Genomic DNA, 22,449 nt, shown 5'->3' on the forward strand with positions numbered 1-22,449 from the left:
CGCGGTCTAGGCGATCGAGGGAAAGCGTTTGGTGCAGTCATGCCCGCCTTTGGATCGCAGCCGCACGGTGGCGCCGTCGCGGATCACCATCAACCGGTAGCCATCGTGCTTGACTTCGTGGAACCACTCGCCGTGGGCCGGCACCGTGGTGCCCTTCTTCGGCAGGGCAAATTCAAGGTTCTTGGTCATGGCGCTGAGCTATGTATCAGCCCGCCGCGCATCAAATTTTTGGGGCAGTTTTTGTCCGGCAAATTCCCGGGGCCCTTCAGCGCCTGCGCCTTCGTCATTCACCCATTGATAGCGCGGCGACTCGGATTATCATCGAAGTAGAAAAACGTCCGCTTCGTCGGGGGTACGTACTTCAAAACTTTCTTATGAGCTGCACCTCGTCGACCACGATGTGCGCGGTCCACCCGTTGGCTTTGATGCGGGCGCGGGCTTTGGCATCCGACATGCCAATCATGTCTCTGAGGATCGGCGCCGCGCGAACCACCTTGCCATCACTCTCAAAACCGGCAACGAAATGAGGCGCGACGATGCGGACCAAGGTAAGGACCATTTCAAGCTGCTGCCTTCTCTTGCTACATTTTCCCGGTGTGCTTACTAAGAATACATCCAAACTTCTTTTAGAGTGATTGACAGCTATCGATTGTGTATCTCACACCTCGGAATTGTGAAATTTTTGATAGGCCAAAATCTTTGGTATACGCTGAAATGTCGTATTCTCCGAAGACAACTTCCGAACGACTCCAACCTCGAGATGCTGTTATGCGAGCGCTTTCCGCGAAACTTGAAAAGCTCTTCCTTTTCGGAAAGTTCGCGTAAATCTCACACTTCATAATTGAGATAAGAAAGTTTGGGGCGGAGACGAATGACGAAGCAAGCTAAACGGAAAGCGATCAGAAAAGATGGAGCTTTGCCGAAAGCGAAGAAGAAACTACACAAATGGAAAATGATTAGAGAAGATCAAGCTTCATCAAAAGCTAAGAAGAGCAAACAACTGACGATTGGAGAATTCATCAAACTAGCCCGCAAGAAACAGAACAAAAGGGCTGATGACGTTGCGATACTATGCAACGTCACTCGCGCATGCGTTTTTCAATGGGAACGTCGTGCTTACATTATCGAAAAGCGTCTGCCCGAATTATCCATTGCTCTCGGCATTCCAATAGTGCGTTTGAAAGCAGTGAATGCAAACGGCAAGCGAAGCTCTAACTAGGCAACTTTAGAAGAAGCTTTCACCGATTGAGCGAAAAGCTTTGTTCTTTCATACGAGTGTCTAGGGATCTCACTTGAGCCTAGCCTCAGTTTTGGCCTTCCTCGTGCATTTCGTCCCAGTCCGCCCTCAGCTTTTCCGCGATTTCGTCGATCATGGCGAAGGCCTGTTCGCGCGTGGTTGCGATCTTGTCGATGTTCTCGATAATATGCGTGGTGCACAGACTGATGATGTCACGGCGTTCGCTTTCGTCGTCGGCGCCCCAGCCGACATGGTTGAGCAGGTCAGTGATCGCACCGAGCACTGCGTCTTTCAGGGCGGCATAATCGGAGGTGAACTTCGGTTGGCTCATGATGATTGATTCCCTTTCCCTATGACTTGTCTCGCTTGCGCGACGCGAATGGTTCAAGCTCTGCGCCAGGGGCGAGCATCGCATCGGGCTCCGGCGGTCTGCAGACTTGGCAGACCAGCTCGACGTCGGGCAGCTCTTGCATGACCCTCTGCCCTGACGGGTAGATCCCGACCTCCTCGCCGCATTTGGAGCACCGCCCGGTGATCTGGTCCGGGTGAACTCGGATCATGTCCGCCAACCTCATCACGATCAGTTCGATCATCTGCCCCTCTCTGATCGCCGCTCACATCCGCAGCCGTCGCAATAGCTGCTCTTCCACGAACGCTTTTGTTAAAAATCAACCTAGCTCCATTTCGACGGCAATGCGGATCAGGTCGGAATGATTCTTGGCGCCGAGCTTCTGCCTCAGAAGCGAGGTGACGTTGGCGACGGTCTTGTAGGAGATGCCGAGAGCCGCAGCGACCTCGTCGATCCTGTCACCTCGGCCAAGCAGCCGCACGACTTCCAGTTCGCGCCACGACATCAGCGAGGCCGGGTTGGCCTTGATGGCGGCGCCCGAAAGGGTCACAGCCTTGGTAAGGCGCGGCGATATGAACTTGTCCCCTGCCGCAACCTTGCGGACCGCTTTCACAAGTACCTTGGTGTCCTCCGTCTTCGAAACATAACCTTGGGCGCCGGCTTCCACCGCACGGACCACGAAGGCCGGATCGTCGTTCATGCCGCACATGATGATCATGGCCTCCGGATCGTCCTTGCGAATCCAGCGCATCAACTCGAATCCAGAAACATCCGGAAGGTTGATGTCGATGACGGTGACATCGGGCCTCTTGCTGACATACGCCCGGTGACCTGACTTGGCGTCGGTGGCTTCCACAATCTTCACCGAGCTATCGGAAGCGAATAGCGAGCGCCACCCGAACAGCACCACTGGGTGATCATCGACAATCAATATTCTTGTGAGCATCACTGCTCCATCGCTGCGAGATATTCCCTCAATAGGTCAACAACCGCTTTGCGGTTCAAGTTGGTCGCGTAACAAGCGGCTGCGTATTTATCGATGGGAAACGCCAACAGCAAAAATCCGACCTCACGCTCATCCAGCGCCATGCCGCCGTTGAACAGTTCGTCGGCTTGGCGCGCAAGTTCATTCAGCTTCCAAGTAATAGGCTGGCTCGGATCAGCGGGAGGATGGTCTCGCGTCATCTCGGTTCTCCTTCGGCTCGTTCGTTTCCTCGCGCGGCGTCATCGCCATCATTGTTTCCGCACCGGCTTACTTTTTGCGGCGATCGCCATTGTCGGTGTCGCCCGGCTTGTTGCGCTCCTCTTCGGCCTGCAAATAGGCAACCATTGCTACGTCAAGTTGCTGCAACACCGCGCGCGCCCTCATGATCTCCTTGGCCGCCCGCTCATAGTTGTGAGTGCTTCGTGGTTGGAAGAAATAATTAGGCCCCTTCTTATCCAGGAACCCCCTTCCCGCCATCCGCCTCAGCACCTTGTCCAGATTTGTTGGGACATACTGCTGCGCTTCTTTGAGCTGGGCTTGTGTAAACGGTCTACCGAGCCAGCTGAACAGGGTCAGCAACAGCCCGTATTCAGCAACCGACGCCTTACGGCCTTCGCCACCTTCACCTCGTTCGGGCCTACCCAGGCCTTCCGGGAAATACTCCGCAATGATGAGCGGATCGAAATCAATCGACAGCTCGCCGTAGAAGCGAAGCACCTGGAGCAGGAGGTGATTGAGCGCCGCGTCCCTTTCTTCTTCCTTTTTCGTCACGCTTGTTTTCTTCCTCGTGAGTGCGGTGGCCATATGCCCGCCCCTCTGTCTAAAATTTGACTGATCGGAGCCGCACGTGCCGGAGACATCAACTTATTGTGGCAACACTTCGTCCGGCATTGGGGGTTTTCTTTCGAACGCACCGCAAACTGTCAGAAGATGGATAATGCTCCCCCAAAAACAGATTGCGGTCATGCGCGACGGCGCTTTCTGTCAGATTTCGACAGCTGGTCCAGATGGGGACCGAGCAGGGCATAGCCTGTAGCCAGGATATCCACGACACGATTGCGCAGCGGAACGTGTGCGGCGCGATATGGTTCGAGGTAGTAGCGCTTGTCGAATTCGACAATGAGACCCCGCTCGACCAGTCTGTCCAGCCGGCCGATCACTGTCGTGCGTTTCATGTTGACCCTGGTCGCGATCTCTGACGCCACCATCGGCCGGCCTTCGGCGTGGCCCAGCATCACCGCGGCTGCGATCACGTTCAGATTGGCGTCGTTCTCTTCGACTGCAGCGGGATTCGGGAAGGCGATACTCTCCTGGAGAGCCAGATGCAGATCGATAACAAGGCGCGCAAAGGCGCGTCGTTGTTCGGCAATTGCGAGCGGAATCTGCTTGGTCGTCCGCTTGGTCGTTCGCTTGGTCGTCCGCTTGGGCATCCGCGGCACTTTCTTCTGTTCGCGCTGAACGAGAGTGACTGGATTGCCGGGATCGAAGCGACAGACAAGTGCAGTTTGTGCCAGCAGGACGCATCGCGCTGCGTCGCACGACCACCAATATTGATCGGCTACTACTCGGCTTCGCATTCCTGGCAGAGAGGGCGATTAAAATAAATTTATATCTCGGAATCGAAATTCGATCCTCGTGAGTGAAATATTAGACTGAGGATGATTTTCGCCGCTGTCACGCCACCGACACAGTTTGACTTTTCTCTCGCGCGGTCAATAATGTTGAAAAGACGGTGATCAAACTCCGTCAAGGAAACGCCGACGCAGGACTAACAACCCGACGATACGTTCGAGGGCAGCGTCAGAATTTCTCTTCACGCCTTTACAAAACCTGCCGATCTTCGGGAGCGTTGCTCTTGCGGGAATGCATTTTGCCATGAATCGAAAACGCGCTTCAGAAGCGGATCATAAATAAAGTGGCTTCGTGAATGGGGAGTGCCTCACAATGCTCGCCACAACCAGACTGCTTGAACTCTATATAGCCCATGGCATCGGCCTGAAGATTGCGGCGCGCCGACATGCGTTGCATTGGAGCCAAGCCAAACTTGCGCGCGCCGTGGGCTGTTCCCGACAGGCGATAGCCGCATATGAAAGTGGGGAGTGCAGCATTCCAGCCGCGCGTCTCAAAAGGATTCTGCACGCGTTACGCGTTGATGGTTGATGCTGCCGATCTCGCGTTAACTAGAGACGGAGAAAGAACGATATGAGAAAGTCTAAGCGAGATTCCGACGACGAGTTGATGACCGAAGAGGAAATCAGACACTACCTCCCGATTGACCGTGCAAAACTATATGAAATGGAAGCAGCCGGTTACTTCCCAGAATCCGCACTACGGATGTGGCGCAAAGCCGACTTCCTGGACTGGCAAGAGCACCTGAAGGCCCAAGCCGGCGGCAAAGCAATCCCGTACAGGCAGTTACCGTACAGAGTTACGTGCAAGCGAGGCAAGTGAGTAAGGAAATCGTCATGGCAACACTACCCATCTATCTGGAAGTCGAAGACGTCGCGGTTGGCCCGGTGCTGATTGCCCTGAAGAAGATGCCGGGCATCATCAAGCTGCATCTGGCGCTGCTCGATGAGAAGCCGGTGCCGGCGGCGCGTCCTGGCGGCATGAACACCGAGCAGACCGTCGTCGCGATGTTCGCTAACCGCAACGGCGGCCCGATGACCGTCGATGAAGTCCAGGCCGAACTCGGCGGCACGCGCACGCGCTCCTATAGCGCGATTGGCGGACTAAAGAAGAAGGGCGTGCTGCAACAGATCGGCAAAAGCACGTACAAATTCAGCGCCAAGGCGATGCAGATGATGTCCAACAACGCACCCGCCAATCCCACCGCGGCGCCCGCTTTGCCGAAACCGCAATCCCACCCGCCCGCCAAGAAAAACGGCCACGTCGTCGCCAAGGCCAAGGCAAAGAAGGGCGGGCGTGCCGAACGCGGCGCCGGTCTGACAGCGCTGCGGGAACTGCTGTCGCAAAACGGCGCGATGAAGTTCACCGACATTAGGACCGAGCTGAGCCAGCGCGGCGTCAAGGAAAAGAGCACCAGAGGCATCGTCGACCGCGCACGACGCGATGGCCTGCTCAAGAAAACTTCCAACGGGGATTTTGAGCTGACGGCAAAAGGCGCGTCCTCCGCATCCCAATCATCGCAACTGCAACTCGGCGTCGAGGCGTAAATGATGGCACGCTTCATCATGTCGTATCGAACCTACAACTGGAAAAACAAAAATCCGATCATCGACAAGGTCCGCACCATTCTCCAGGACGAAGGCCTGTACGCCAAGAACAAGCGCAAACTGTTGCATGAGCTGTCCGGTGTGGCCGTCGCAACTTACGAGGGATGGTTCGAGGGTGACACCAAGGATCCCAAGCACACCACGATTATGGCAACGCTGACGGCGCTCGGTTACGAAGAGAAATTCGTCAAAACCGAGAAGCTCGATTTCGAAAAAGAGCTGGAAGCCGCCGCGAAATGGCGTGAACAGCGGGTGCGCGCTCGGGAGAAGGCCAAGCCAAACGGCAAGGGAAAATCCAAAACATGACGGTGCAACCAGACGAGCCAAATCAGTCAGAACCGCCGATCACACCGCAAGTCCGCCGTGTGCTCGAACGCCGCAGCGCCCTCGACAAGGTCGCTGTCCCGCGCTCTGGCGCGCTCCTCCACCACGATGTGCTGCCCGCCATCTCGTGGCTGGTGCGCTACGATTATCTCGTCTGGATCACCCGCACCGATGTGAGTGAGTACCGGATCGACTGCGACATCTATCAACTGACCAGCAAGGGAATACGACTGTGCCAGTCTAACGATGTGCCTCAACGATGAGGCATGAGGGGGACGCGTCCAATGAACCTGCACGAATTCATCAAGAGGGCGTCGGAGCTGATCGGCGAACGGTTCGAAGAAGCCGGGTCGATCAGGCCGATGTTTCATTTCATCAACGGCGACGGCGATGACGTCGTCATGCTGGCCCCGCCCGACAACGACAAAGACCTCGTTATGGGCCTAGTTCGCGCGGTCCTAAAGGGGGCCGCAGCGACGCGCGTCGTGTTTATCGATGAAGGCTGGATGGTCGATGGTGCGGTGAATATCGAAGATGACGAACTTCTTCGTCGCTACGGCGCCCGAAATCATCCGCGGCGGATCGAGGTGGTGATGTTCTCGGGTGAAGATGAACATGAGGGTCTTGTGATGGCGACCCGAAAGATTGTCCGCAAGGACACCGCGAGGCCGCGCCTTGGGCCGCTGGAATTCCTTTCTCTCCTCCAGGGCACAACAGAGGGCCGTTTGGTGGGCCTGCTGCCGCGACGGAAATTGCAATCCTAATGACCGGGGCGAGGAATGACCGACACCACCAGCACCCGCCGTTTCGTCGCGCGCGCTGCTCACAAACAGGATTGCGTCCTGTGCCGCGCGGATAAGGGCATCTGGCGCGATCCCGACAATCGCCGATTCTATATTTGCGACCATTGTTTTGCTGCTGATCGGCATCGAATACCTATCGACGTGCCGTATTACCCATCACTGCGGCGAACACGACGGAAAGGATCGGCGTGATGCTTACGATTTGGGTCATCTTCGATCACCCAGCCGATTACCCGGTTGGGTACATCGCTCGAAAATTTCTGGTGAGTGGTGACGGTGATCACGCCACCCAGTGCTCGATCCAATCATCCGATCTGGCTGATTTGCGTCGGTCCCTCCTCTATCGTGGATTGATGCGCTTGCCGCGCGATTTCGCGGATGAACCGCCGATCGTTGAAAGCTGGTTTTAGTCATGAGCACACAAAGAGAAACCTGCGTCGAATTCATCTGCGAAGAGTGCTGCCGCACCATCATCAACTTCGGCCATCACGACGGCATCGAGGTGTGCGGCGTCTGCCGCGTCATCCGTGAGATGATGCCCGACATGCCCGACGACCTGAAAGCCAGATTGCGGGGCGAGCAATGAGCGCCTTCACACCCGATGAAGTCGTCAATCTCGACTTCTACCAGCGCCATGGCAATTTTCATCCGTTCACCTGCCCTCATCGCAACGACGGTGCGCATCGCGCTGTCGGTGGCGATCTCGGCGCCCTGTTTCCGACCGTGCGCGGCTGGAGTTATCCGTTCTGCGACTACACCCAGAATTGGGCGCACGACTTTATGCTGAAGAAGGGGACGCAATGACGTTGGTAGATCGCATCAGGAGATTTGTCATGACGGAAATTGTCAAAGTCCAGGTGCCGTTGGCGAGCAATGACCCGAAGGCCCCTGCCCTGATCTATGACCGCCATCAGAAGCACGTCACCCAGCAGAAACTCGACTACGGAATCCTGAAGCTGATGGGCAACGACGTGAAGGCGTTTTTCAATGCGGAATGGCATCCGGCCAGTCACCGATGGACGCTAAACGAGCGTGTCAAGGATCGCGAATGGTGAGAAGACACTGTTTGCGCCGCTGCGGCAGCAAGCCGTCGGGCTAGGAGAAGCAATGAGATGACGGATGAAATCGACCGCTGGGAGCGCGACGCAGTCCTGATGTCTGGCGATCTAAAGCGCTTCACAGAGTGGGCCATTGGCAAGGGCCTAGTGTTTCGCAATGAACTACAGGCCCAAAGGGTGATGCACAAACTAATCACCGCAACACCATCCCTCGATCTCGAATACCGGCGAAAGTCCAAGCGGTGGCTGCACGACCGCGGCCTCCATGGACTGGACGATGGTGACATCTAGCCGGAACTGTTGATCAAAGTTTCAGATGCGAGAAATGATTGAAGAAATCGACGGCGACTGACCTCTGCCCCCAGACCCCAGTCAGTTGCTGTTGAGGCGCGGGGCGGGAACGGTAAGTTGCCATGACGAGCCGGACCCTGCCCCGCGTTTTTTGAAGCACTTTTGGAAATGAGCAATTAGAATGAGTGCGAAAGAACGCTACGAACTTTCGCGCGCGCTCTCGCGCGTTAATGCAAAACTAGAAATCATCAATCGATCACTCGTCACGTTGGCTGACTTTAAGAAGTCGCGGGAGGCGACGCGTTTGGCGGTTTTGGAAGCAGAGCGGAAAAATCAAAAAGAAGAAAAAGCCTCTGCCAAGATCGCGGCTCGCTCCTAGCGCCCCAGGGCGCAATTCCAGAAAGGAATTGCCCTGGGATCTACCGGCCACGAATTGCCACCGAAATTCTAAAGTTGCTCAAGCTGCACTTTTGCGATCTCATTTTTCAGGGAAAAAGAAGGGAATCGCAAAATGTCACTCGGTCAACGGATCAGCCATTGCAGAAACGCGCTTGGTGTTAGTCACAAACAATTCGCCGAACGAATTGGTGTTTCGCAGCAGGTCGTCAGCGACTGGGTCAAGGATACATATAAACCGAGTAAAGCGAATCTAAAAAGGATCGCCGCAGCATGCGATTGCAGCTGGCGCTGGTTTGTAGGGGGCGTTGGTCAACCGCCACCCCTGCGCAACAAAAAAGCCCTCGCCAAAGCGAGGGCTAAAGTCGTCGCGTATTGTGGGGCAGTTGAACAGAGAAGCAGTTAAGCTTGCCTTTCGCTCTAGGACACGGTCCCAACGCTGCCGGAATGACAGCGCCGTCCGATTGGTCAATTCAGTTCAAGCTCATCACGCCGCCGCAAACGCCAACGAGCGCGCGTCCCAGATCGAGGCCAACGCGAACTCGATGTCGCCGTCTGGGACGTTGGAGCCCAGCGCGGCAGGATCGCTCTCGATGGCGGCGGATATGGTCGCGTTCGATGAGATGACGTGCGCCGACACCAATTGCGGCTTTTCCTCGCCCCGGATCACGAGAGACGCATAGTCGATGCGCTCGGCATGGTTCGGGGTCGCGGGGTCTTCGCTGGCAACGTTCTGCGCGACCTTGAACATGATCATCATCACGCGACCGGAGAAGGTGGCATCAGAAGCGGTGGCGATATGGTCGAGCGCGGACATCAGGTGGCTCCGAGAATTTGCGCGGCGGTGTCGTACCAGCGGCGATCGAGCGCGGGTGAGATTTTCGGCGGCGCGGGATCGGGCACGCCGCCGTCAGCGAGCCATCGTTCGTACTGCTGCCGATCGATGTTGCCCGCTGCATTCGGGATGTGGGCCTTGTCGGCCGTGCGGATCACGACGTCGGTGGCCGTCAACTGATAGTCCGCCATCGCTGTTGCCTCACCACAAATATGAGCCGGCCACCCAGCCGCCACGCACCATCGTCGCGGCGTTGGCGGTGCCGCCGCTCATGGTCAAGGTTGAGATGAAACCTGTGTCGTAAATTTCATCCGTCGTGTTCGAGCTTGCGTTCTTCCACAGCCCACTCGTCGAATTGAACCATTGCCAGAGACCAGCGACCGGGGCGTCATTGCTGCCTCCGGCAGTAGGCGCGGCCAGCAGCGTGAGGGTCGGGGTGTCCCGCATCCGCGTCATGAACGACACGAACTCAGTCAAGACGCTGGTGCCGAAACAGGCGCCGAGACGCCGCATGGGATTGTTGGCACCGTCAGCGGGCCTGACTGCCGCCGGATAGCTCTTCTGGTAGTAACGCTGCAGCAGCGGCAGCTCGGTCGCAAAGTGCCGCATTAGAAACGGCGCGCGGGCCGCATCCGGCAGCTCATTGCCGGGCAGCATGACGACGCCGGTCAGGCCGAAGGTGTCGGTGTTCGCGGCAATGCCGTTGACTTGACCGGTGAGGCCGAACGTCTGCGTCGATGACCACACATTGGGGGTGCTCGTGCAGCGGGCCGCGTCAACCGCGACGTTGAAGCTGACGTACATCCCTGCCGTGTTGTCCCAAAACCCCGGCCATGCGTTGGCAGTTGTATCCGGGGGGATGATGGCGGTCTTCCACTCCCATGTGTCGGCGGCATTGATGGTGAACGGAAAAGTCAGATAGCGACCGGGCGACAGGTTGTAGACCGTGCCGCTGTACTGGCCCGGCCGGTGCGCCCTCACCATGAAGCCGATGGCCAGTGGCTGCGCGCCCGCCGTCCCCCACGCCAGCCGCTGTGCCCGGCTACCTTCGATCGCCGTGCCGATTCGCAACTCGTTGTTAGCCGCAAGCGCCGGCAATCCGGTTGTAACAACCGCATGCAACGAACCTTGATAGCCCGCTGGCATGTCCGCGCTGGTGCCTTGCTTCGCCGTGAAGGTGAAACTGCCGCTGGAGGAGATCACCCAATTATCGACGACGCGAGTGATAACCCCGCCGGTCGGCGTAATCCCTGTCTGGTTGAGCGTGCCGTAATACTGGCAGATCGCCATGTCGCCGTTGAGCTGCAGCCCGCCGTCCGCCACGGCCTCAACCGGCGCGGCGTAGATGTTCTGGCGCGCCTGCACTTGTTGCGCGGCAGTCAGGCCCTGCGCGGCGTCATGGCGAATGAACCGCGTCGCGGTATCGGCCCACGCTGAGTTTTGCCTGCTGTAGAACCCGCCATCGGCTGGCGCTTCCGGCACCGGACCCGGAGGCCCCTGGACGCCCTGCGGCCCTCGGATGTTGCCGACCGGCGAGCCCCACGATCCTGCGGTGAGCGTGTAGACATCGCCGTTCGTTGTGTTGAGGTAGTTGTCGCCGTTCAGTTGGCCCGAGATCGTGCCGGGCGGTCCAGAGCCGGTGTAGAACAGGCTGCCACGCTGTCCGGTCGCGCCCTGCGGCCCGGTGTTGCCGATGTTGCCCTGAATGCCTTGCGGCCCCTGCGGGCCGATCAACGACGTGCCGGCGGGCCACGCACCTGCGGCCTTCGGCCCGAACATGAAATGCGTGGTCGTGTTGATGTAGAAATTTCCGTTGACGCCGACGCCCGCCGCCGGATCGATGGCGCCATAGAGCACGGTGTTGCCATCGGCTCCGGGCACGCCCTGAATGCCCTGAATGCCTTGAGGCCCCTGCGGCCCAACAAGCGATGTGCCCGTTGGCCATGCGCCGCTCGCCTTCGGGCCGAAGATGAAATGCGTGGTGGTGTTGATGTAGAAGTCGCCATCCACGCCGACGCCGGCCGTGGGGTCGGCGCTGCCGTAGAGCACGGTGTTGCCGGCTGCGCCCGTTGGCCCCGGCGGCCCCTGCACGCCCTGCGGCCCGCGATCCCCCTTCGCCCCAGCTGGCCCCTGTACCCCCTGCGGACCGGGTGGTCCTTGTTGGCCAGGCGGGCCTTGTTCGGAAACCAGAATGACATCAACGTCGCTGTCATTGATGACTTCGACGGAGAATGTGGCGTCGGCCACGACGTCCATGTCAGCCATTGCGATGACCCTTGGGCAATAAAAAAGCCCCGGACCGGCGGGGCTTCGGTTTTGGATGGCGATACGGCGATCTCAGCGCGATGGTCCGGCGGAATTGGTCAGCGTGCCGCTCCAGATTTTGGTTTGCTGGGTGCCGGCTGCTGCGGTCATGATCAGCGAATGGTCGTAGCTGTCGACCGGCAGCCGCTCCAGCTGCTTCTGTGTGATCAGCACGGTAAAGCCGCCGCCGGCCGGATCGATGATTGAGATGCCGCCGCCCGGATCAGATGTCAGATGCAGCCACACCGTGACGTCAGCGGCATGCTTGCGCAGCATCATCCGCAGGTGCGCGCCGGTCAGATCGATCGGCACATCGGCGATGGTCTTGTAGATGAAGCTCCGATAGAAGTCGGCGTCGTTGATGGTCTTGATGTCGACCGTCGCCATCGTCAGGTCTTCCACCCGATGTCGACCGGCGTGCTTCGTCTGAGCGTCGTGCCAAACGCCGTATCAATTTGATCGGTTGTCGTGATGGAGCCGCCATCGACCCCGGCGATCACGTCGCTGTAGGTGCGGTAGTTGCGGACGATGAAAGCGGTCAACTGGTCGTAGATCGAATTGATCTCGGTCGCGGTCAAAGTGACGGTGCTGCGATCCGGCAATATCCACGGCACGGTGAACGACGGGTCGCTGGCGACCGCCTGGTGATAGCGGGAAATCAACAGCTGGGCGTTGGCGTCGGAGCGAATCTCGGTCAGTCCCGCAACGCCGGTGATCGCGCAACCATCCGCCTCCTTCTGCTCCCCGACATAGAAGGCGTAGGCCTTGAGGTCGACCGCCAGCTTGTAGGGAAACAGCACACGCTGCAGCTCGGCCGCTGTCTGGTTGCCTTGATCGTCGCGCGGCCAAGTCGTCGCGACATTGCCCGCTTCTGTCCAGGCGACATAGTCGGCGTCGTCACTTTGCACCAACGTCGTCTCCGCGCTGGAATACAGCCGCCCATCATCCGCGAGCCAGTACCAGTCATAAGGATCGTACATCATAGGTATTGTCCTCCGGTCGACGTGGTGCCCGCGACCGTGCCCGGCAGATAGTTCACACCACCACCCAAGGTATCGAGGATGCCGTTTCGCGAGACGTCGTATTTTTTGCCAGTGACGTTGCCGAAGCCGGTGATGGTGCCGTAGGCCGCGCCGATGATGCCGGAACCGACATTGGCCCACTGGCTAACCGTGATCGGATTTACGATATTGATCATGGGCTTGTTGACGACGTCATACAGAACACGGCCGCCGCTATCCGTGAGCATGTGCGCAGCCGCGTTTCCTGTGATGCGAACTGGGCCATAGACTCCGATGTAACTGCCATTCGATGCCCACAAGTGACCATCCTTGCAGTAGCCGAACTCCATCGGTCCCAGCCCGATAGTCGCGGTGCCATAGGTGACGACACCGATGCCGTAGTTGCCCAACTGACCGTCGAGCGCTGTCACCTTAAATCCATAGAACCAATATTTGCCGGTGCCCGTACCGATGATGCAGGCACCGAGTGGCGACGAAATCGTGCAGTTGGAGGGCGTCGTGGTGTCGCCAATGTAGGTGACATTACCGGAGCCGCTGATCGAGCCGACCGTTAGCTTCGCGTAGGTCGCTGGAGCCACGTGCACGGTGACGTCGAAGCCATTCAGGTTGAAGCGCACGAGCGTATCCTGCGCCTTCTGAAGCGTCTTGAACGGCTTGGCGGCGGACAGTCCGTCGTTGGCGTCGTTGCCAGCAACCCCATCGACCCAATATTCGCGCGGCGTGGTCAACAAGCGCGAATTGAAGATGCCGAAGATCGCCTTAAGCAGCTGCGTCAGGTCGGCGTTGGTCGGCGCCTGACAGAGCTGGGCGGCATAGTCGCGGTAGCCATGATCGTAGGCCCACTGGATCACGGCGATGATTTCACGCTGGTCGTACTCGATGGACTCGGCCGGCGGGATCGAGCCCGCGCGCCCGATCGAGGGATCGCCGTTCACGAAGGGAACGCTGTAGAGCACGTCCTCTTCGGGCATACCGTAGGGCTGGTTATATTTCATCGCGTGCTCGCAACAAAAAACCCGGCGGTCAGGCCGGGTTGGGTTGAAGACTTCGTTTGGGAATTCCTACGGCGTGCCCGCCATCGGATCGCTGGGCTGCAGGCCGGAATAATCCCAGATGATTTGCGTGTGGCCCGGCTTCCAGCGCTCCAGCACGCACTCCAAATCCTCAGCGCGACGGATGCGTAAGTGCGGATCGACACCGGCCTGGCCGCCACCAGCGCCAACGCGAAACCAGACCAGGCTGGTGGTGTGAACGTGCACCGTCCAGTAGTAGCGGTTCTCCGGCGGCCCCAAGCCGTAGTTCGGCCATTCCGACAATTCGCCATCGGCGATGCGCTCGCCGTTCGGGTTGTAGACCGGCAGATAGCCGCGCACGAAATTGTCGTGAAACATCGGGTTGGAGCCGTCGCCATAGACGCGGCTATCACCGCAGCGATCGAGTCCGCATTCGAAGGTGCGAAATTCGGAGATCGTGATCCCGTAGCCAAGCTGTGCCGCGAAATCGATGTAGAATTGGCGCGACTGCGCGCCCCACAACGTCATCCGCTGCACCAGCGCGCGCTGCCGTTCACCGATGGTCTGCGGCTCGGCGTAGCACGGATCGGGCATCCCCCAGTTGCGCTCCCAGTCCGGCAGCAGCTCCATGGTGACGCGCGGATCGCTCTCGCGCTCCAAGAGATCCGCGGCGCGGCCGTCGACGGTGCCCCAATAATGACAGAGGCCATCGCACACTTGCCAGAGCACACTGTCTATCGTGTGCTTCGGCCAGGCCTGGCCCTGCGGCAACAGCTCGAGGAAAGCATCGCGGTATTCGTCACCGGAGCGGCGAATATGGCGATCACTCATGGGCACACTCTCATGGCAGCTCGTACATGATGCTCTCCAGCACCGCCATGTGCCCCACCGATTGCATGACGACATCGTCGTCGGTCACCAGTCTGAACGACTGCACGCTCGGCGCATTCATAATGGCGTAGCTGATCCAGGCGGCGTAGATGGTCTGGCCTGGGGCGGCCTGCACTTTCAGCATCTCGCCGACGCTGGCCTCGATCTCAGCCTTGGCTTCCTCGGTGTCCGGCACCAGTTCGGCGATCGTGATGTCCAGGAACTGCTTGACCGGCGCGAGCACGAAGCAATCCTTGACCGTGACCGGTCGCATCTTGTCGATGTAGTCGGCCACCGCGATGATATCCTCTTGCTGCGGCCAGCCGTCATCGGCGGCGCGCAGATCGTCCATCAAGAAGCGCACCGTCATGGTGCCGATGCCCATCTCGACCCCGGCCCATGCCCGCGTCACGCCCGGCACGGCCAGCGCCCAAGCCTCGTAATCGTGCACCGCCCCGCCCATCGGCGGCTTCTGAATCCGGCGCAGGATCCGGTCGCGCAACTGCTCGTCGGTTTCGGTGTCGGTGCCGCCGGTCATCGCGACGACGGTGGCGATGGTCTCGACGCCGGGGACTGGCGGATAGATCGACAGCGGGCTGTCGGCCGGCAAATTACCGAAGGAGCCAGGATCGAGCGCCCGGATGCTGCCGTTGACGCCGCCGATCGAGGTCTCGATGTCCTCCAACGTCTCGAACGTCACCACGTTGTAAGGCGAGTCCGACCCGGCCGGCATGGCGACGCCGCTTTGCATTTGGGTGTGGGCCGGGATGACGGCGCCGTCGCCGACAAAGCGCGCGGTGCCATGGGCCAGGGTTGCCAGTTTGCGGCCCTTGGAGCCATCGGCGTTGACCAGCCAGATCTGGCCGTGGCGATCGAGCCACTCGGTCTCGGCGGTATCGGGCAGGAGCTGCAGCGCCAGCCAGTCGATGTACTGCAGGGTCAGATGGCAGAGCGCGCCCTGGTTATCCGACAGCACCCGCAGCACGCTGTTGGGCACGTTGGCGTCGGCGCCAGGCAGCGACGCGCGGATGCTGTCCCGCACGAGGCTTCGCACCTCGCGCAGGGCCGGTGTTTCCCAAGGCATTTATAATCCCGCTAATGCATCCCACAGCACGGCGTAACGCAGCTCGATCTCGCGCTCCGGGCCGCGATAGATCCGGATCAGCGCGTCGATGCGCTGCTTGTCGACCCGGCTCACCCAGACGTCGAAGCCGGAGCAGATCTTGCGATCGACGAACGGCTGGATGGCGTCGCGGATGTATTCCTCGACCAGCACCAGCGTCGCCCCTTCGCGCGAGGCGGCAGAGTTGATCTTGGCCCGCCGCAACAGCCAGAGCTTCGAACCGATCGGCCAGCCCTTCCAGATCAGCTCGGCATCGAGATCGCCCCACCAGCCGCAGCGATTGGTGGAATCCGGATCCGGCAGGATGTCGTCCTTGTCGGCGAGCGCGTCGGTGCCGAGCGCGACAATGACGGCGGTCGCCAACGCCTGAGTGTCGTCAAGCGTGCCATTCGGCAGCAGGGACCAGTCGACCGTGACGGAGTATTTCGGAAAGACGTTGTTCTGAACCAGCCGGATGTCAGGGACGTTGATCTCCCCCGCCATGGCTCAGCCGATCTTGCCCTTGCTGTTGACGCACGCGCCGTCGAGCGTGACCAAGGTCGAGAACGTGCCCTTGCCGGCCTCGGCGCCGAGATAGACGTTCTTGTCGGAATGGGCGTGAACATACGTGTTGCCGTCCTCGAGACACATATGGCACTGCGCGCCGCCCATCCGGGTCTTGTCCTTGGTGACCTCGACGAAGCGCTTGGATTTCTGACCTTCCTTGTACAGCGCTTCCTGACCGCGCTTCTGCTTCTTGCCATCCGCTGTGGTGGATTCCTGGCCGCCCTCGGCGAGCGGCCTGACGATGATGCCACGTTTGGCCAACTCGGCGATCTCTTGATCACTCTGCTGCTGCACGCTGTCATTGCTCTCGCTGTCCTTTTCGAGCAGATGCATGCGCACCGTCTTGTCCTGCGGTGCAGTCCAGAAGCCGCCGTCCTTGGTCATGTGGAATTGCTGCTTGTCGCCGCGCCCGCGGAACATCGCGGTGTCGCCCTTCTCCAATTTGAACATGCGGTGGCGACGATCATCCATGCAGCCGGCGGACGGAAACGACCGATTGCCACCGTTGAAGTTGATGAAGGTTTCGGCGCTGCCGATGATCTTGCCCATCTTGTCTTTCTCGGCGTCGAACACCACCGACGAGAAGCCGTAATTCTGCGCGGCCTCGATTTCCTTGCGGCTCTCATTGGCCATGAAGTTGCCCCCCATCTCCTGCATCAGCTTGGTGTCATCGACCTTTTCGACGACGCTGCGGGCGCCGCCGGAGACGTAGCCGACGAACGATGAATTGAGCGGTGTCGCGCGGTGCATGATCCTCTCCCTATGCTGATGTCTGTGTCGCCGATAGCGTGGCTTCGCCGATGACCTGACCGCCAGGCTGGTTGGGGTGGCGCACATCCCAGCCGAGATTGTCGCGCAGGCCCCAGGGCGCGACGACGTCGAGCTTGGTCAGCGTGCCGCTGTTGCGGTCCTGGGTGAAGGTGACGCGCTGAATCTTCATCGGCATGTCCAGCATCGCCATCGGCGAGTAGACGTGGACATCATCGCCGGGTTGCCACAGCGACTTGCCGTCGCGCAACCAGCCGTACACCACGATGGTCGCGGTGACGTTGGTGCCGTTGTGCCAGATCGCCTCGTATTTGGCGCGAGAGCAGACTTCACCCTGGCTCTTCACCGGCTGCTCGCCTGGCGTGATCAGCTTGGAGAACATCGCCGTCGACATGCCCTGGACAACGCATTTCAGCTCGCTGGCCGCGGTGCCGGAATTGTCGTCGCTGGCGGCATGCTGTGCTCTGACGTCATGCTCGGTGTAGATATGCTCGTGACTGATGACGCATTGGCACGACTTGATGTTGATGCCCTCAACCAGCTCGGTGACGATGGTGCCGGTATGCTCGCCGATCAAAAGGAAGTTGCCATGGGCGTCCGACCCCATCACCACGCCGCGCGGGCGCGCGATGCGCTCGAGGAAATCCCACACCAGTTCGCCGGGGTTGTTCTGCAGCTTGTCGAACGGCGTCATGTCCGGCATCCCGATCACCTTGATGCCGACGCCATAGGGCGCAACCACCTCCTGCGCGACCTGGACGATATTCTTCTTGTCGAAATTGCCGGTCTTGGTGTCGACACTCGACTTCGCCGCATTCGCGGTCAGGCTCTTGCCGATCAGCATCACGCCGTGCTGGTAGGCGTCGTAGGCGACCTGCCGCACCTCGATGAAGCCGGTGATCGCGAGCTGCCCCGCGAGCAGGATGGTGCAGGCATCATCCGGCTTGAACTGTAGCTTGGTCCAGAGCGGCACCTTGCCGCGCGCGATCGTCACCAGGGTGTCGCGCTCGGCCGCAGTGAAGCGAAAATGGCTGTAGGATTCGGCCCAATCGCTCCACACCTCCACGGTTTCCCAGTCTTCGAAGATCTGGCCGCCAACGGCGAGCTGGGCGATCTCCTGCGGCCTCGGCATGGATCATTGCTCGCGGGGGGTCATTGCGACAGCGCCTGGCCCTCGATCGGACAGAACGCCGGATGCACGATCTTGTTCTCGTCGCGAATCTCGTCACAGCGCGAGGCGTCGTCATAGAGCTTGTAGCCCAGCACGAGGGACGGCAGCACGGCGGCGAACTCGTAGCGCAGCATTCGCGGCAACGGCCGCGCGGTCTCGACCAGGTGATTGGTGATCGCCGCATGCAGCCGGATCAACGCCTGGTAGGTCATCGAATCCATGTCGTCGGCGGCGATCTCCTCGGCCTCGGCGAATGGTTGCGCCATCTGGTTCTTCAGCTGGGCGACGTCCTGCCGGCTAGCGAAGTCCATCGTCGCAATGAGCGCGCCGGAGGTGGCAAGGCAGAACCGCACGCTGGCGTTCCTGACCAAAATGCCGCCCTGGGTCGTCGGCGTCTCGGCATCGAGCTGCCGCCGCACGCTCTCGATCTGCTGCAATGTCGTGCCAGCCAGCCGGGCCTCATCGAAGCAGGCGTCAAGCGGCGGCCCGATCGCGTCCGCGATCAGAAGCTTGAACGCATTGGCGCGGGTGTCGCCGATCGTGGTGCGGGCCTGCGAGCCAGCGCGGCCCTTCGGCGGCACGGTCGAAATCAAATTGGCCAGCATGCGATCAACGATGCCGGCGGCCTCGGTCGCATCAAGGCGCTTCATGCATTGATCTCGGCTGGCGGATTGGCGAGGACACGCTGCGCCTCGTTGCGCGTATTCCGGCTTTCCTTCATCAACGCCCCTGCGGTGTCGATGATCGGCGTCCACGTCTGCGGATCGAGCCCCTGTTCCTGGAAGGTCATGTCGAACACGCAAAAGCCGCCGAAGCGCTCCTCCTCGGTGACCCGGTAGCGCGGACAGACCACGATCTTGTCGCCCAGGGTCGGCAGCCGCAGCCGGCCGGGGCCCTCCTCCTCGAGCGCGAGGATCAGCCGATTGCGCGCCAGCTGGTAGTTGCGGCGGTACAGAATGTCATTGGCCTCGTCGTCATAGGGATAGACGATGCAGTAGCCGCGCAGCGTGAACGCGCGCGCCACGCGGCCCATGTCCTCGGCGTACGGTAATTCCTTCTTCGGAAATTCGTGCTCGACAATGCGCCGGCCGCTCTCCTGGCTGTTGACCTCGCAGTGAAAGCGTGCGTTCCGGAACGAGGCCGGCATCAATCGATCCCGCCACGCCGTTGGCAGGTCGAACACCGTTGCCATGCCGCTTCTCCTAAATGTTCATCGGCTCGTCGGCGACTTGCGCCGAACGTCTTGCCGGCTCCATCTGGGTCTGCCGATTGACCTCGACGTCCTTGAACAAGCCGCCGCCTTCGGCGCCGACCTTGGTGCCCTTCGGGGCGTTGACGTCGACCGTGATCTTGCCGGTGCCATTGACCGTGGTTGTCGCGGCCTGCGATTTGTCGATCTGCTGGCGGTCTTCAGCGAGAACGCTATAGCCACCGCCGCTGCGGAATGCGGTCTTCGCGCCGGCAACCCCGGCGTCGGCGGCGGTCGGGGCTACACCGCCCCTTTGAGCCAAATATTGCTTCATCCCGCCGGCTTGATACATCTCGTAGGCCCGATCGATCTGCTCGTCGGTGACCCAATCTTTGCCAGCTTCCGCCTTCGCCAGCACATGAAACCATGCGCGACGTTTTTCCGGATTGTTGAGAATATCGGCTGTGACTATCTCTCCCGATGCAAATCCGGGTACGCTAGACCGATGGCTTCCGCTCCATTTAGAGATCGCCGAGGAGACCGTCATTCCCTGATATTTTTGCGAGAGCAATTCCATATTGGCGGCCATGCCGCCTTCGACCGTCGTAAACTTTCCGATTTTGTTACTGGGATCGCCGAGCACGCCGACGCTACCGCCATACTTCAGATCGGCAGCACGTGGCCATGATGCACCAACGTTGGCATTACGAATCGAAGCCGGGATGCTCTTGTTGCTCGGATCATAGGGGTTCGGCGTCAATCCGCCGCCGCCTCCCGCCTGTGCGCCGTCTGCATGGGCCGGCGTGTCGCCCGCGCCCTTGCCACTGCCGGGACCGGCGGTCTGGCCGTTCGGCATCGGAGCGCGGCGCAGATGCAGCGAGGACGCACTCCGCCAGTGGGTCGAGACCCCGCCCTTGCCCGAAGCGGTGCCACCCTGATTGCCGCCAAGCATCTCCAATTCGACGGCACCGGTCTTCGGATTGACGCGCCGGTTGCCGGTCAGGAAACCAACATGCGAGCCCTCGACGCCGGTTCGCGGCGACCTGCCGCGCACCACGCCGATGTCTCCGGCCTGCACCTCGTCGGCGGTGATCCCCTTGCCGTAGTTGGTGAACGATCCCGCGGCTAGCGAGCTGGTGCCCTTGATACCGGCCTTGGCCAAGTTGGCGTTGACGAAGGCGGCGCACCAGGCTGTCGTCGCCGGATTGATCTTGATACCCTGCTCGCGGAAGAACCCGCTCAGCTTGGTCTGGTCGCGAATCTCGTCTTCGTTGAGATGCTGCCGCGCGAAAGCCAGCGCCGCCGCCGGACCGACCTCACCATTGCCCGAGGCTACATTGCCCGCGGCAGATTGGCCGGGGCCGACAGTGCTGCCGTTCGGCGTGGCGCCGCTAGCATCCGGACGGCTGGCCACGGACGGAAACGCACCAGCGCCACCCTGCGCGCCGCCGCTATAGCCGAAGGCGCCGCCACCGACGACGCCGCCAGCGCCGCTGTAGTCGGCGGCACCACCGCCAGGAACTGCACCGCCGCCCCAGGCGTCACCACCGCCGCCGAACATCGGCGCACCGCCTGGCGTTCTCCCCAAGCCACCGCCCGGCGTGAATGCCGCCTGCTGCACGATGCTCTGGAACGCCGCCTGCTGCACCAGCGGGTTGTCGGCACCGACACCACCGCCGCTAAACGACATCTGTTGCTTGCGCGGTGCCCAGTATTCATTCCACTTGTCCAGCCAGCTCTCCGTGTCGCTCGGCTTCCGCGGCAGCGGCTCCATCTTGCCTTCCAGCGTGCCGGGCACACCGAGCCGCTTCCAGACCTCGGTATTGCCGATCCGGATCAGCAGCTGCTCGAGCGATTCAAAAGTCCTGAGAATGGACGTCGAAATACTATTGATGTTCTCCATCACGTTGGTGAGCGGCCCCACCTTCAACGTGCTGATGATGTCGCCGATGCGACTCCACGTGCCCTCAAATGTGTTGAGCTGCTTGTCAAATTCCTTGCCAAGCCGAAGGCGCCGCTCCTCGGCTTCGTACCATTCCTTGGATTTCGTTGTCAGCTGATCGACGGCGTTGATGCTGTGATCCCAGAAATTCTTGTAAAACTCGTTTCTGACCGCCGCCGCTTTCTGTTCGCTGTCGCCCAATGCGATACGATTTCTATAGATCTGGTCGCCGGCCTGGCGAACGATGTTGTATTGCTCCTCGATGTCCTTGGCTTTCGACAGCTTGTCGAGTAAGCTCTCCATGGCCCGCGCCGCGCCGCCACCAGCGGCACCGGCATCCTTGAGAATATCGAATTTGAGCTTGCTGCCTTCCCGCTGCAGATCAGCAATCGCCGCCGACATCTTGCCAACGTTGGCTACCGTGGTCTCGGCGCTGATCCCGGCGATCTTGAATTGCTCGATGACGTTCCTGAGGTGGCCGCCACCGACGCCGAGAGCTTGACTGACCAGGCTGATCTCGCGCAATCCGGCGGCCCACTCCTTCAGCCCGCTAATCTGCCGCGCAACCTCGAGACCAAAGGCCGCGGTGTAGCCGACCGCGCCGACCATGGTCTTGCCGAGCGTGCCGAAACCGCCGACCAGCTCAGTGATGGTGCCTTCAAGTCCCTTGGCCGACTCCTTCAGGCTGGCCTGTTCACGCTTAAACTTCTCCAGACCCTGCGCGGTCGAGCCACTGCCGAGGCTCTGCATTTCCTCGCGCAGCTTCGCGATTCCTGCCGACGCATTGTCGACGAGGCTAACGGTTAAGCGTAGCTCTTCCTCTTCCGTGGGCATTAGTCGTCTTCACCCTTGGCCTGCTGCTGTTCGCGATCAAGCTGCGCCGTGCGATGCAGATGCATCGCGACCTCAGTCAGGGGCATGGACAGGAAAATGTCGGGGTTGACGTGGTACCAGCGCGCCAATCGGTAGCAGTCGAGAATGATGTCG

General features: G+C 60.2%; 36 protein-coding genes. 12 read left to right on the plus strand and 24 right to left on the minus strand.

Annotated elements, in window-relative coordinates; all coding sequences use genetic code 11:
• Positions 1-6 precede the first annotated feature (6 nt).
• Together I6F35_RS40425 and I6F35_RS02580 are read right to left on the minus strand one after the other, a co-directional pair.
• The gene (locus tag I6F35_RS40425; RefSeq protein WP_346283134.1) at positions 7-189 is read right to left on the minus strand and encodes a hypothetical protein; all 183 of its coding nucleotides are present in this window, start codon (positions 187-189) and stop codon (positions 7-9) included.
• A gap of 172 nt (positions 190-361) precedes the next feature.
• Complete coding sequence (locus I6F35_RS02580; RefSeq protein WP_225116078.1) at positions 362-547, minus strand: hypothetical protein; 186 nt, start codon at positions 545-547, stop codon at positions 362-364.
• Positions 548-871: 324 nt separating this feature from the next.
• On the opposite strand from I6F35_RS02580, the gene I6F35_RS02585 reads away from it, so the two are divergent.
• Positions 872-1,219 (plus strand): hypothetical protein, encoded by a 348-nt coding sequence (locus I6F35_RS02585; RefSeq protein WP_225116079.1) that lies wholly within the window; start codon positions 872-874, stop codon positions 1,217-1,219.
• 85 nt (positions 1,220-1,304) lie between these two features.
• Here I6F35_RS02585 and I6F35_RS02590 read toward each other — a convergent pair whose 3' ends face one another.
• The 7 genes from I6F35_RS02590 to I6F35_RS39895 all read right to left on the minus strand — a co-directional run bounded on the left by I6F35_RS02590 (position 1,305) and on the right by I6F35_RS39895 (position 4,710).
• Complete coding sequence (locus tag I6F35_RS02590) at positions 1,305-1,568, minus strand: hypothetical protein (RefSeq protein WP_225116080.1); 264 nt, start codon at positions 1,566-1,568, stop codon at positions 1,305-1,307.
• A 19-nt stretch (positions 1,569-1,587) separates the two neighbouring features.
• Positions 1,588-1,830, minus strand: coding sequence for a hypothetical protein (locus tag I6F35_RS02595; RefSeq protein ID WP_225116081.1), 243 nt, complete (start codon positions 1,828-1,830; stop codon positions 1,588-1,590).
• Between the two features lie 75 nt (positions 1,831-1,905).
• Entirely contained in the window at positions 1,906-2,532 is a 627-nt protein-coding gene (locus I6F35_RS02600; protein ID WP_225116082.1) for a response regulator transcription factor, read from the minus strand.
• Positions 2,532-2,771, minus strand: coding sequence for a hypothetical protein (locus I6F35_RS02605; protein ID WP_225116083.1), 240 nt, complete (start codon positions 2,769-2,771; stop codon positions 2,532-2,534). Before I6F35_RS02605 ends, I6F35_RS02600 begins: the two co-directional genes overlap by 1 nt.
• Before the next feature lie 67 nt (positions 2,772-2,838).
• Positions 2,839-3,375, minus strand: coding sequence for a hypothetical protein (locus I6F35_RS02610; RefSeq protein WP_225116084.1), 537 nt, complete (start codon positions 3,373-3,375; stop codon positions 2,839-2,841).
• 158 nt (positions 3,376-3,533) lie between these two features.
• Positions 3,534-4,001: a hypothetical protein gene (locus I6F35_RS02615; protein ID WP_225116085.1), complete on the minus strand. Its 468-nt coding sequence runs from the start codon at positions 3,999-4,001 to the stop codon at positions 3,534-3,536.
• 463 nt (positions 4,002-4,464) lie between these two features.
• Complete coding sequence (locus I6F35_RS39895) at positions 4,465-4,710, minus strand: hypothetical protein (RefSeq protein ID WP_249792361.1); 246 nt, start codon at positions 4,708-4,710, stop codon at positions 4,465-4,467.
• A 197-nt stretch (positions 4,711-4,907) separates the two neighbouring features.
• Between I6F35_RS39895 and I6F35_RS02625 the strand changes: the two genes are divergently transcribed.
• The 11 genes from I6F35_RS02625 to I6F35_RS02675 all read left to right on the plus strand — a co-directional run bounded on the left by I6F35_RS02625 (position 4,908) and on the right by I6F35_RS02675 (position 8,662).
• Positions 4,908-5,747 (plus strand): hypothetical protein, encoded by an 840-nt coding sequence (locus I6F35_RS02625; protein WP_225116087.1) that lies wholly within the window; start codon positions 4,908-4,910, stop codon positions 5,745-5,747.
• Between the two features lie 3 nt (positions 5,748-5,750).
• Positions 5,751-6,113 (plus strand): hypothetical protein, encoded by a 363-nt coding sequence (locus I6F35_RS02630; protein ID WP_225116088.1) that lies wholly within the window; start codon positions 5,751-5,753, stop codon positions 6,111-6,113.
• Positions 6,110-6,394, plus strand: a complete 285-nt coding sequence (locus I6F35_RS02635; protein WP_225116089.1) for a hypothetical protein — start codon at positions 6,110-6,112, stop codon at positions 6,392-6,394. Before I6F35_RS02630 ends, I6F35_RS02635 begins: the two co-directional genes overlap by 4 nt.
• A gap of 21 nt (positions 6,395-6,415) precedes the next feature.
• A complete protein-coding gene (locus I6F35_RS02640) occupies positions 6,416-6,895 on the plus strand; it encodes a hypothetical protein (RefSeq protein WP_225116090.1) in 480 nt (159 codons plus the stop codon).
• Between the two features lie 15 nt (positions 6,896-6,910).
• A complete protein-coding gene (locus I6F35_RS02645; RefSeq protein ID WP_225116091.1) occupies positions 6,911-7,126 on the plus strand; it encodes a hypothetical protein in 216 nt (71 codons plus the stop codon).
• A complete protein-coding gene (locus I6F35_RS02650) occupies positions 7,126-7,344 on the plus strand; it encodes a hypothetical protein (RefSeq protein WP_225116092.1) in 219 nt (72 codons plus the stop codon). Before I6F35_RS02645 ends, I6F35_RS02650 begins: the two co-directional genes overlap by 1 nt.
• Positions 7,345-7,346: 2 nt before the next feature.
• On the plus strand, positions 7,347-7,520 hold the full coding sequence (locus I6F35_RS02655; RefSeq protein WP_225116093.1) for a hypothetical protein: 174 nt from the start codon (positions 7,347-7,349) through the stop codon (positions 7,518-7,520).
• On the plus strand, positions 7,517-7,738 hold the full coding sequence (locus I6F35_RS02660; RefSeq protein ID WP_225116094.1) for a hypothetical protein: 222 nt from the start codon (positions 7,517-7,519) through the stop codon (positions 7,736-7,738). Before I6F35_RS02655 ends, I6F35_RS02660 begins: the two co-directional genes overlap by 4 nt.
• Before the next feature lie 29 nt (positions 7,739-7,767).
• Positions 7,768-7,989 (plus strand): hypothetical protein, encoded by a 222-nt coding sequence (locus tag I6F35_RS02665; RefSeq protein WP_225116095.1) that lies wholly within the window; start codon positions 7,768-7,770, stop codon positions 7,987-7,989.
• A 57-nt stretch (positions 7,990-8,046) separates the two neighbouring features.
• Positions 8,047-8,283 carry a hypothetical protein gene (locus I6F35_RS02670; protein ID WP_225116096.1) on the plus strand — a complete coding sequence of 79 codons (237 nt, stop codon included), beginning with the start codon at positions 8,047-8,049 and terminating at the stop codon, positions 8,281-8,283.
• Positions 8,284-8,464: 181 nt separating this feature from the next.
• The gene (locus I6F35_RS02675; protein WP_225116097.1) at positions 8,465-8,662 is read left to right on the plus strand and encodes a hypothetical protein; all 198 of its coding nucleotides are present in this window, start codon (positions 8,465-8,467) and stop codon (positions 8,660-8,662) included.
• A 504-nt stretch (positions 8,663-9,166) separates the two neighbouring features.
• On the opposite strand, the gene I6F35_RS02685 is transcribed toward I6F35_RS02675, so the two are convergent.
• From I6F35_RS02685 to I6F35_RS40100, 15 genes are all read right to left on the minus strand, one after another.
• A complete protein-coding gene (locus tag I6F35_RS02685) occupies positions 9,167-9,496 on the minus strand; it encodes a hypothetical protein (RefSeq protein ID WP_225116099.1) in 330 nt (109 codons plus the stop codon).
• Positions 9,496-9,705 (minus strand): hypothetical protein, encoded by a 210-nt coding sequence (locus I6F35_RS02690; RefSeq protein WP_225116100.1) that lies wholly within the window; start codon positions 9,703-9,705, stop codon positions 9,496-9,498. Before I6F35_RS02690 ends, I6F35_RS02685 begins: the two co-directional genes overlap by 1 nt.
• Positions 9,706-9,715: 10 nt before the next feature.
• Positions 9,716-11,779, minus strand: a complete 2,064-nt coding sequence (locus I6F35_RS02695; RefSeq protein WP_225116101.1) for a hypothetical protein — start codon at positions 11,777-11,779, stop codon at positions 9,716-9,718.
• Between the two features lie 72 nt (positions 11,780-11,851).
• The gene (locus I6F35_RS02700) at positions 11,852-12,205 is read right to left on the minus strand and encodes a hypothetical protein (protein WP_225116102.1); all 354 of its coding nucleotides are present in this window, start codon (positions 12,203-12,205) and stop codon (positions 11,852-11,854) included.
• A 2-nt stretch (positions 12,206-12,207) separates the two neighbouring features.
• Positions 12,208-12,801 carry a DUF4376 domain-containing protein gene (locus tag I6F35_RS02705; protein ID WP_225116103.1) on the minus strand — a complete coding sequence of 198 codons (594 nt, stop codon included), beginning with the start codon at positions 12,799-12,801 and terminating at the stop codon, positions 12,208-12,210.
• Positions 12,798-13,835, minus strand: coding sequence for a hypothetical protein (locus I6F35_RS02710; RefSeq protein ID WP_225116104.1), 1,038 nt, complete (start codon positions 13,833-13,835; stop codon positions 12,798-12,800). The genes I6F35_RS02705 and I6F35_RS02710 overlap by 4 nt, the downstream gene beginning before the upstream one ends.
• 66 nt (positions 13,836-13,901) lie before the next feature.
• Entirely contained in the window at positions 13,902-14,684 is a 783-nt protein-coding gene (locus tag I6F35_RS02715) for a putative phage tail protein (protein WP_225116105.1), read from the minus strand.
• A 10-nt stretch (positions 14,685-14,694) separates the two neighbouring features.
• A complete protein-coding gene (locus I6F35_RS02720; RefSeq protein WP_225116106.1) occupies positions 14,695-15,807 on the minus strand; it encodes a baseplate J/gp47 family protein in 1,113 nt (370 codons plus the stop codon).
• Positions 15,808-16,329 carry a phage GP46 family protein gene (locus I6F35_RS02725; RefSeq protein ID WP_225116107.1) on the minus strand — a complete coding sequence of 174 codons (522 nt, stop codon included), beginning with the start codon at positions 16,327-16,329 and terminating at the stop codon, positions 15,808-15,810. It lies immediately after the preceding gene.
• A gap of 3 nt (positions 16,330-16,332) precedes the next feature.
• On the minus strand, positions 16,333-17,142 hold the full coding sequence (locus I6F35_RS02730) for a phage baseplate assembly protein (protein WP_225116108.1): 810 nt from the start codon (positions 17,140-17,142) through the stop codon (positions 16,333-16,335).
• A gap of 10 nt (positions 17,143-17,152) precedes the next feature.
• On the minus strand, positions 17,153-18,292 hold the full coding sequence (locus tag I6F35_RS02735) for a phage baseplate assembly protein (protein ID WP_225116109.1): 1,140 nt from the start codon (positions 18,290-18,292) through the stop codon (positions 17,153-17,155).
• 20 nt (positions 18,293-18,312) lie between these two features.
• Positions 18,313-18,981, minus strand: coding sequence for a hypothetical protein (locus I6F35_RS02740; protein WP_225116110.1), 669 nt, complete (start codon positions 18,979-18,981; stop codon positions 18,313-18,315).
• A complete protein-coding gene (locus tag I6F35_RS02745) occupies positions 18,978-19,523 on the minus strand; it encodes a DNA circularization N-terminal domain-containing protein (RefSeq protein ID WP_225116111.1) in 546 nt (181 codons plus the stop codon). Before I6F35_RS02745 ends, I6F35_RS02740 begins: the two co-directional genes overlap by 4 nt.
• Before the next feature lie 10 nt (positions 19,524-19,533).
• Positions 19,534-22,296 carry a hypothetical protein gene (locus I6F35_RS02750; RefSeq protein WP_225116112.1) on the minus strand — a complete coding sequence of 921 codons (2,763 nt, stop codon included), beginning with the start codon at positions 22,294-22,296 and terminating at the stop codon, positions 19,534-19,536.
• Positions 22,296-22,424 (minus strand): hypothetical protein, encoded by a 129-nt coding sequence (locus tag I6F35_RS40100; RefSeq protein ID WP_275945430.1) that lies wholly within the window; start codon positions 22,422-22,424, stop codon positions 22,296-22,298. Before I6F35_RS40100 ends, I6F35_RS02750 begins: the two co-directional genes overlap by 1 nt.
• Positions 22,425-22,449: the final 25 nt, after the last annotated feature.

This window comes from Bradyrhizobium sp. BRP22 (assembly GCF_020194175.1).
In the GTDB taxonomy this organism is placed as follows: Bacteria; Pseudomonadota; Alphaproteobacteria; order Rhizobiales; family Xanthobacteraceae; genus Bradyrhizobium.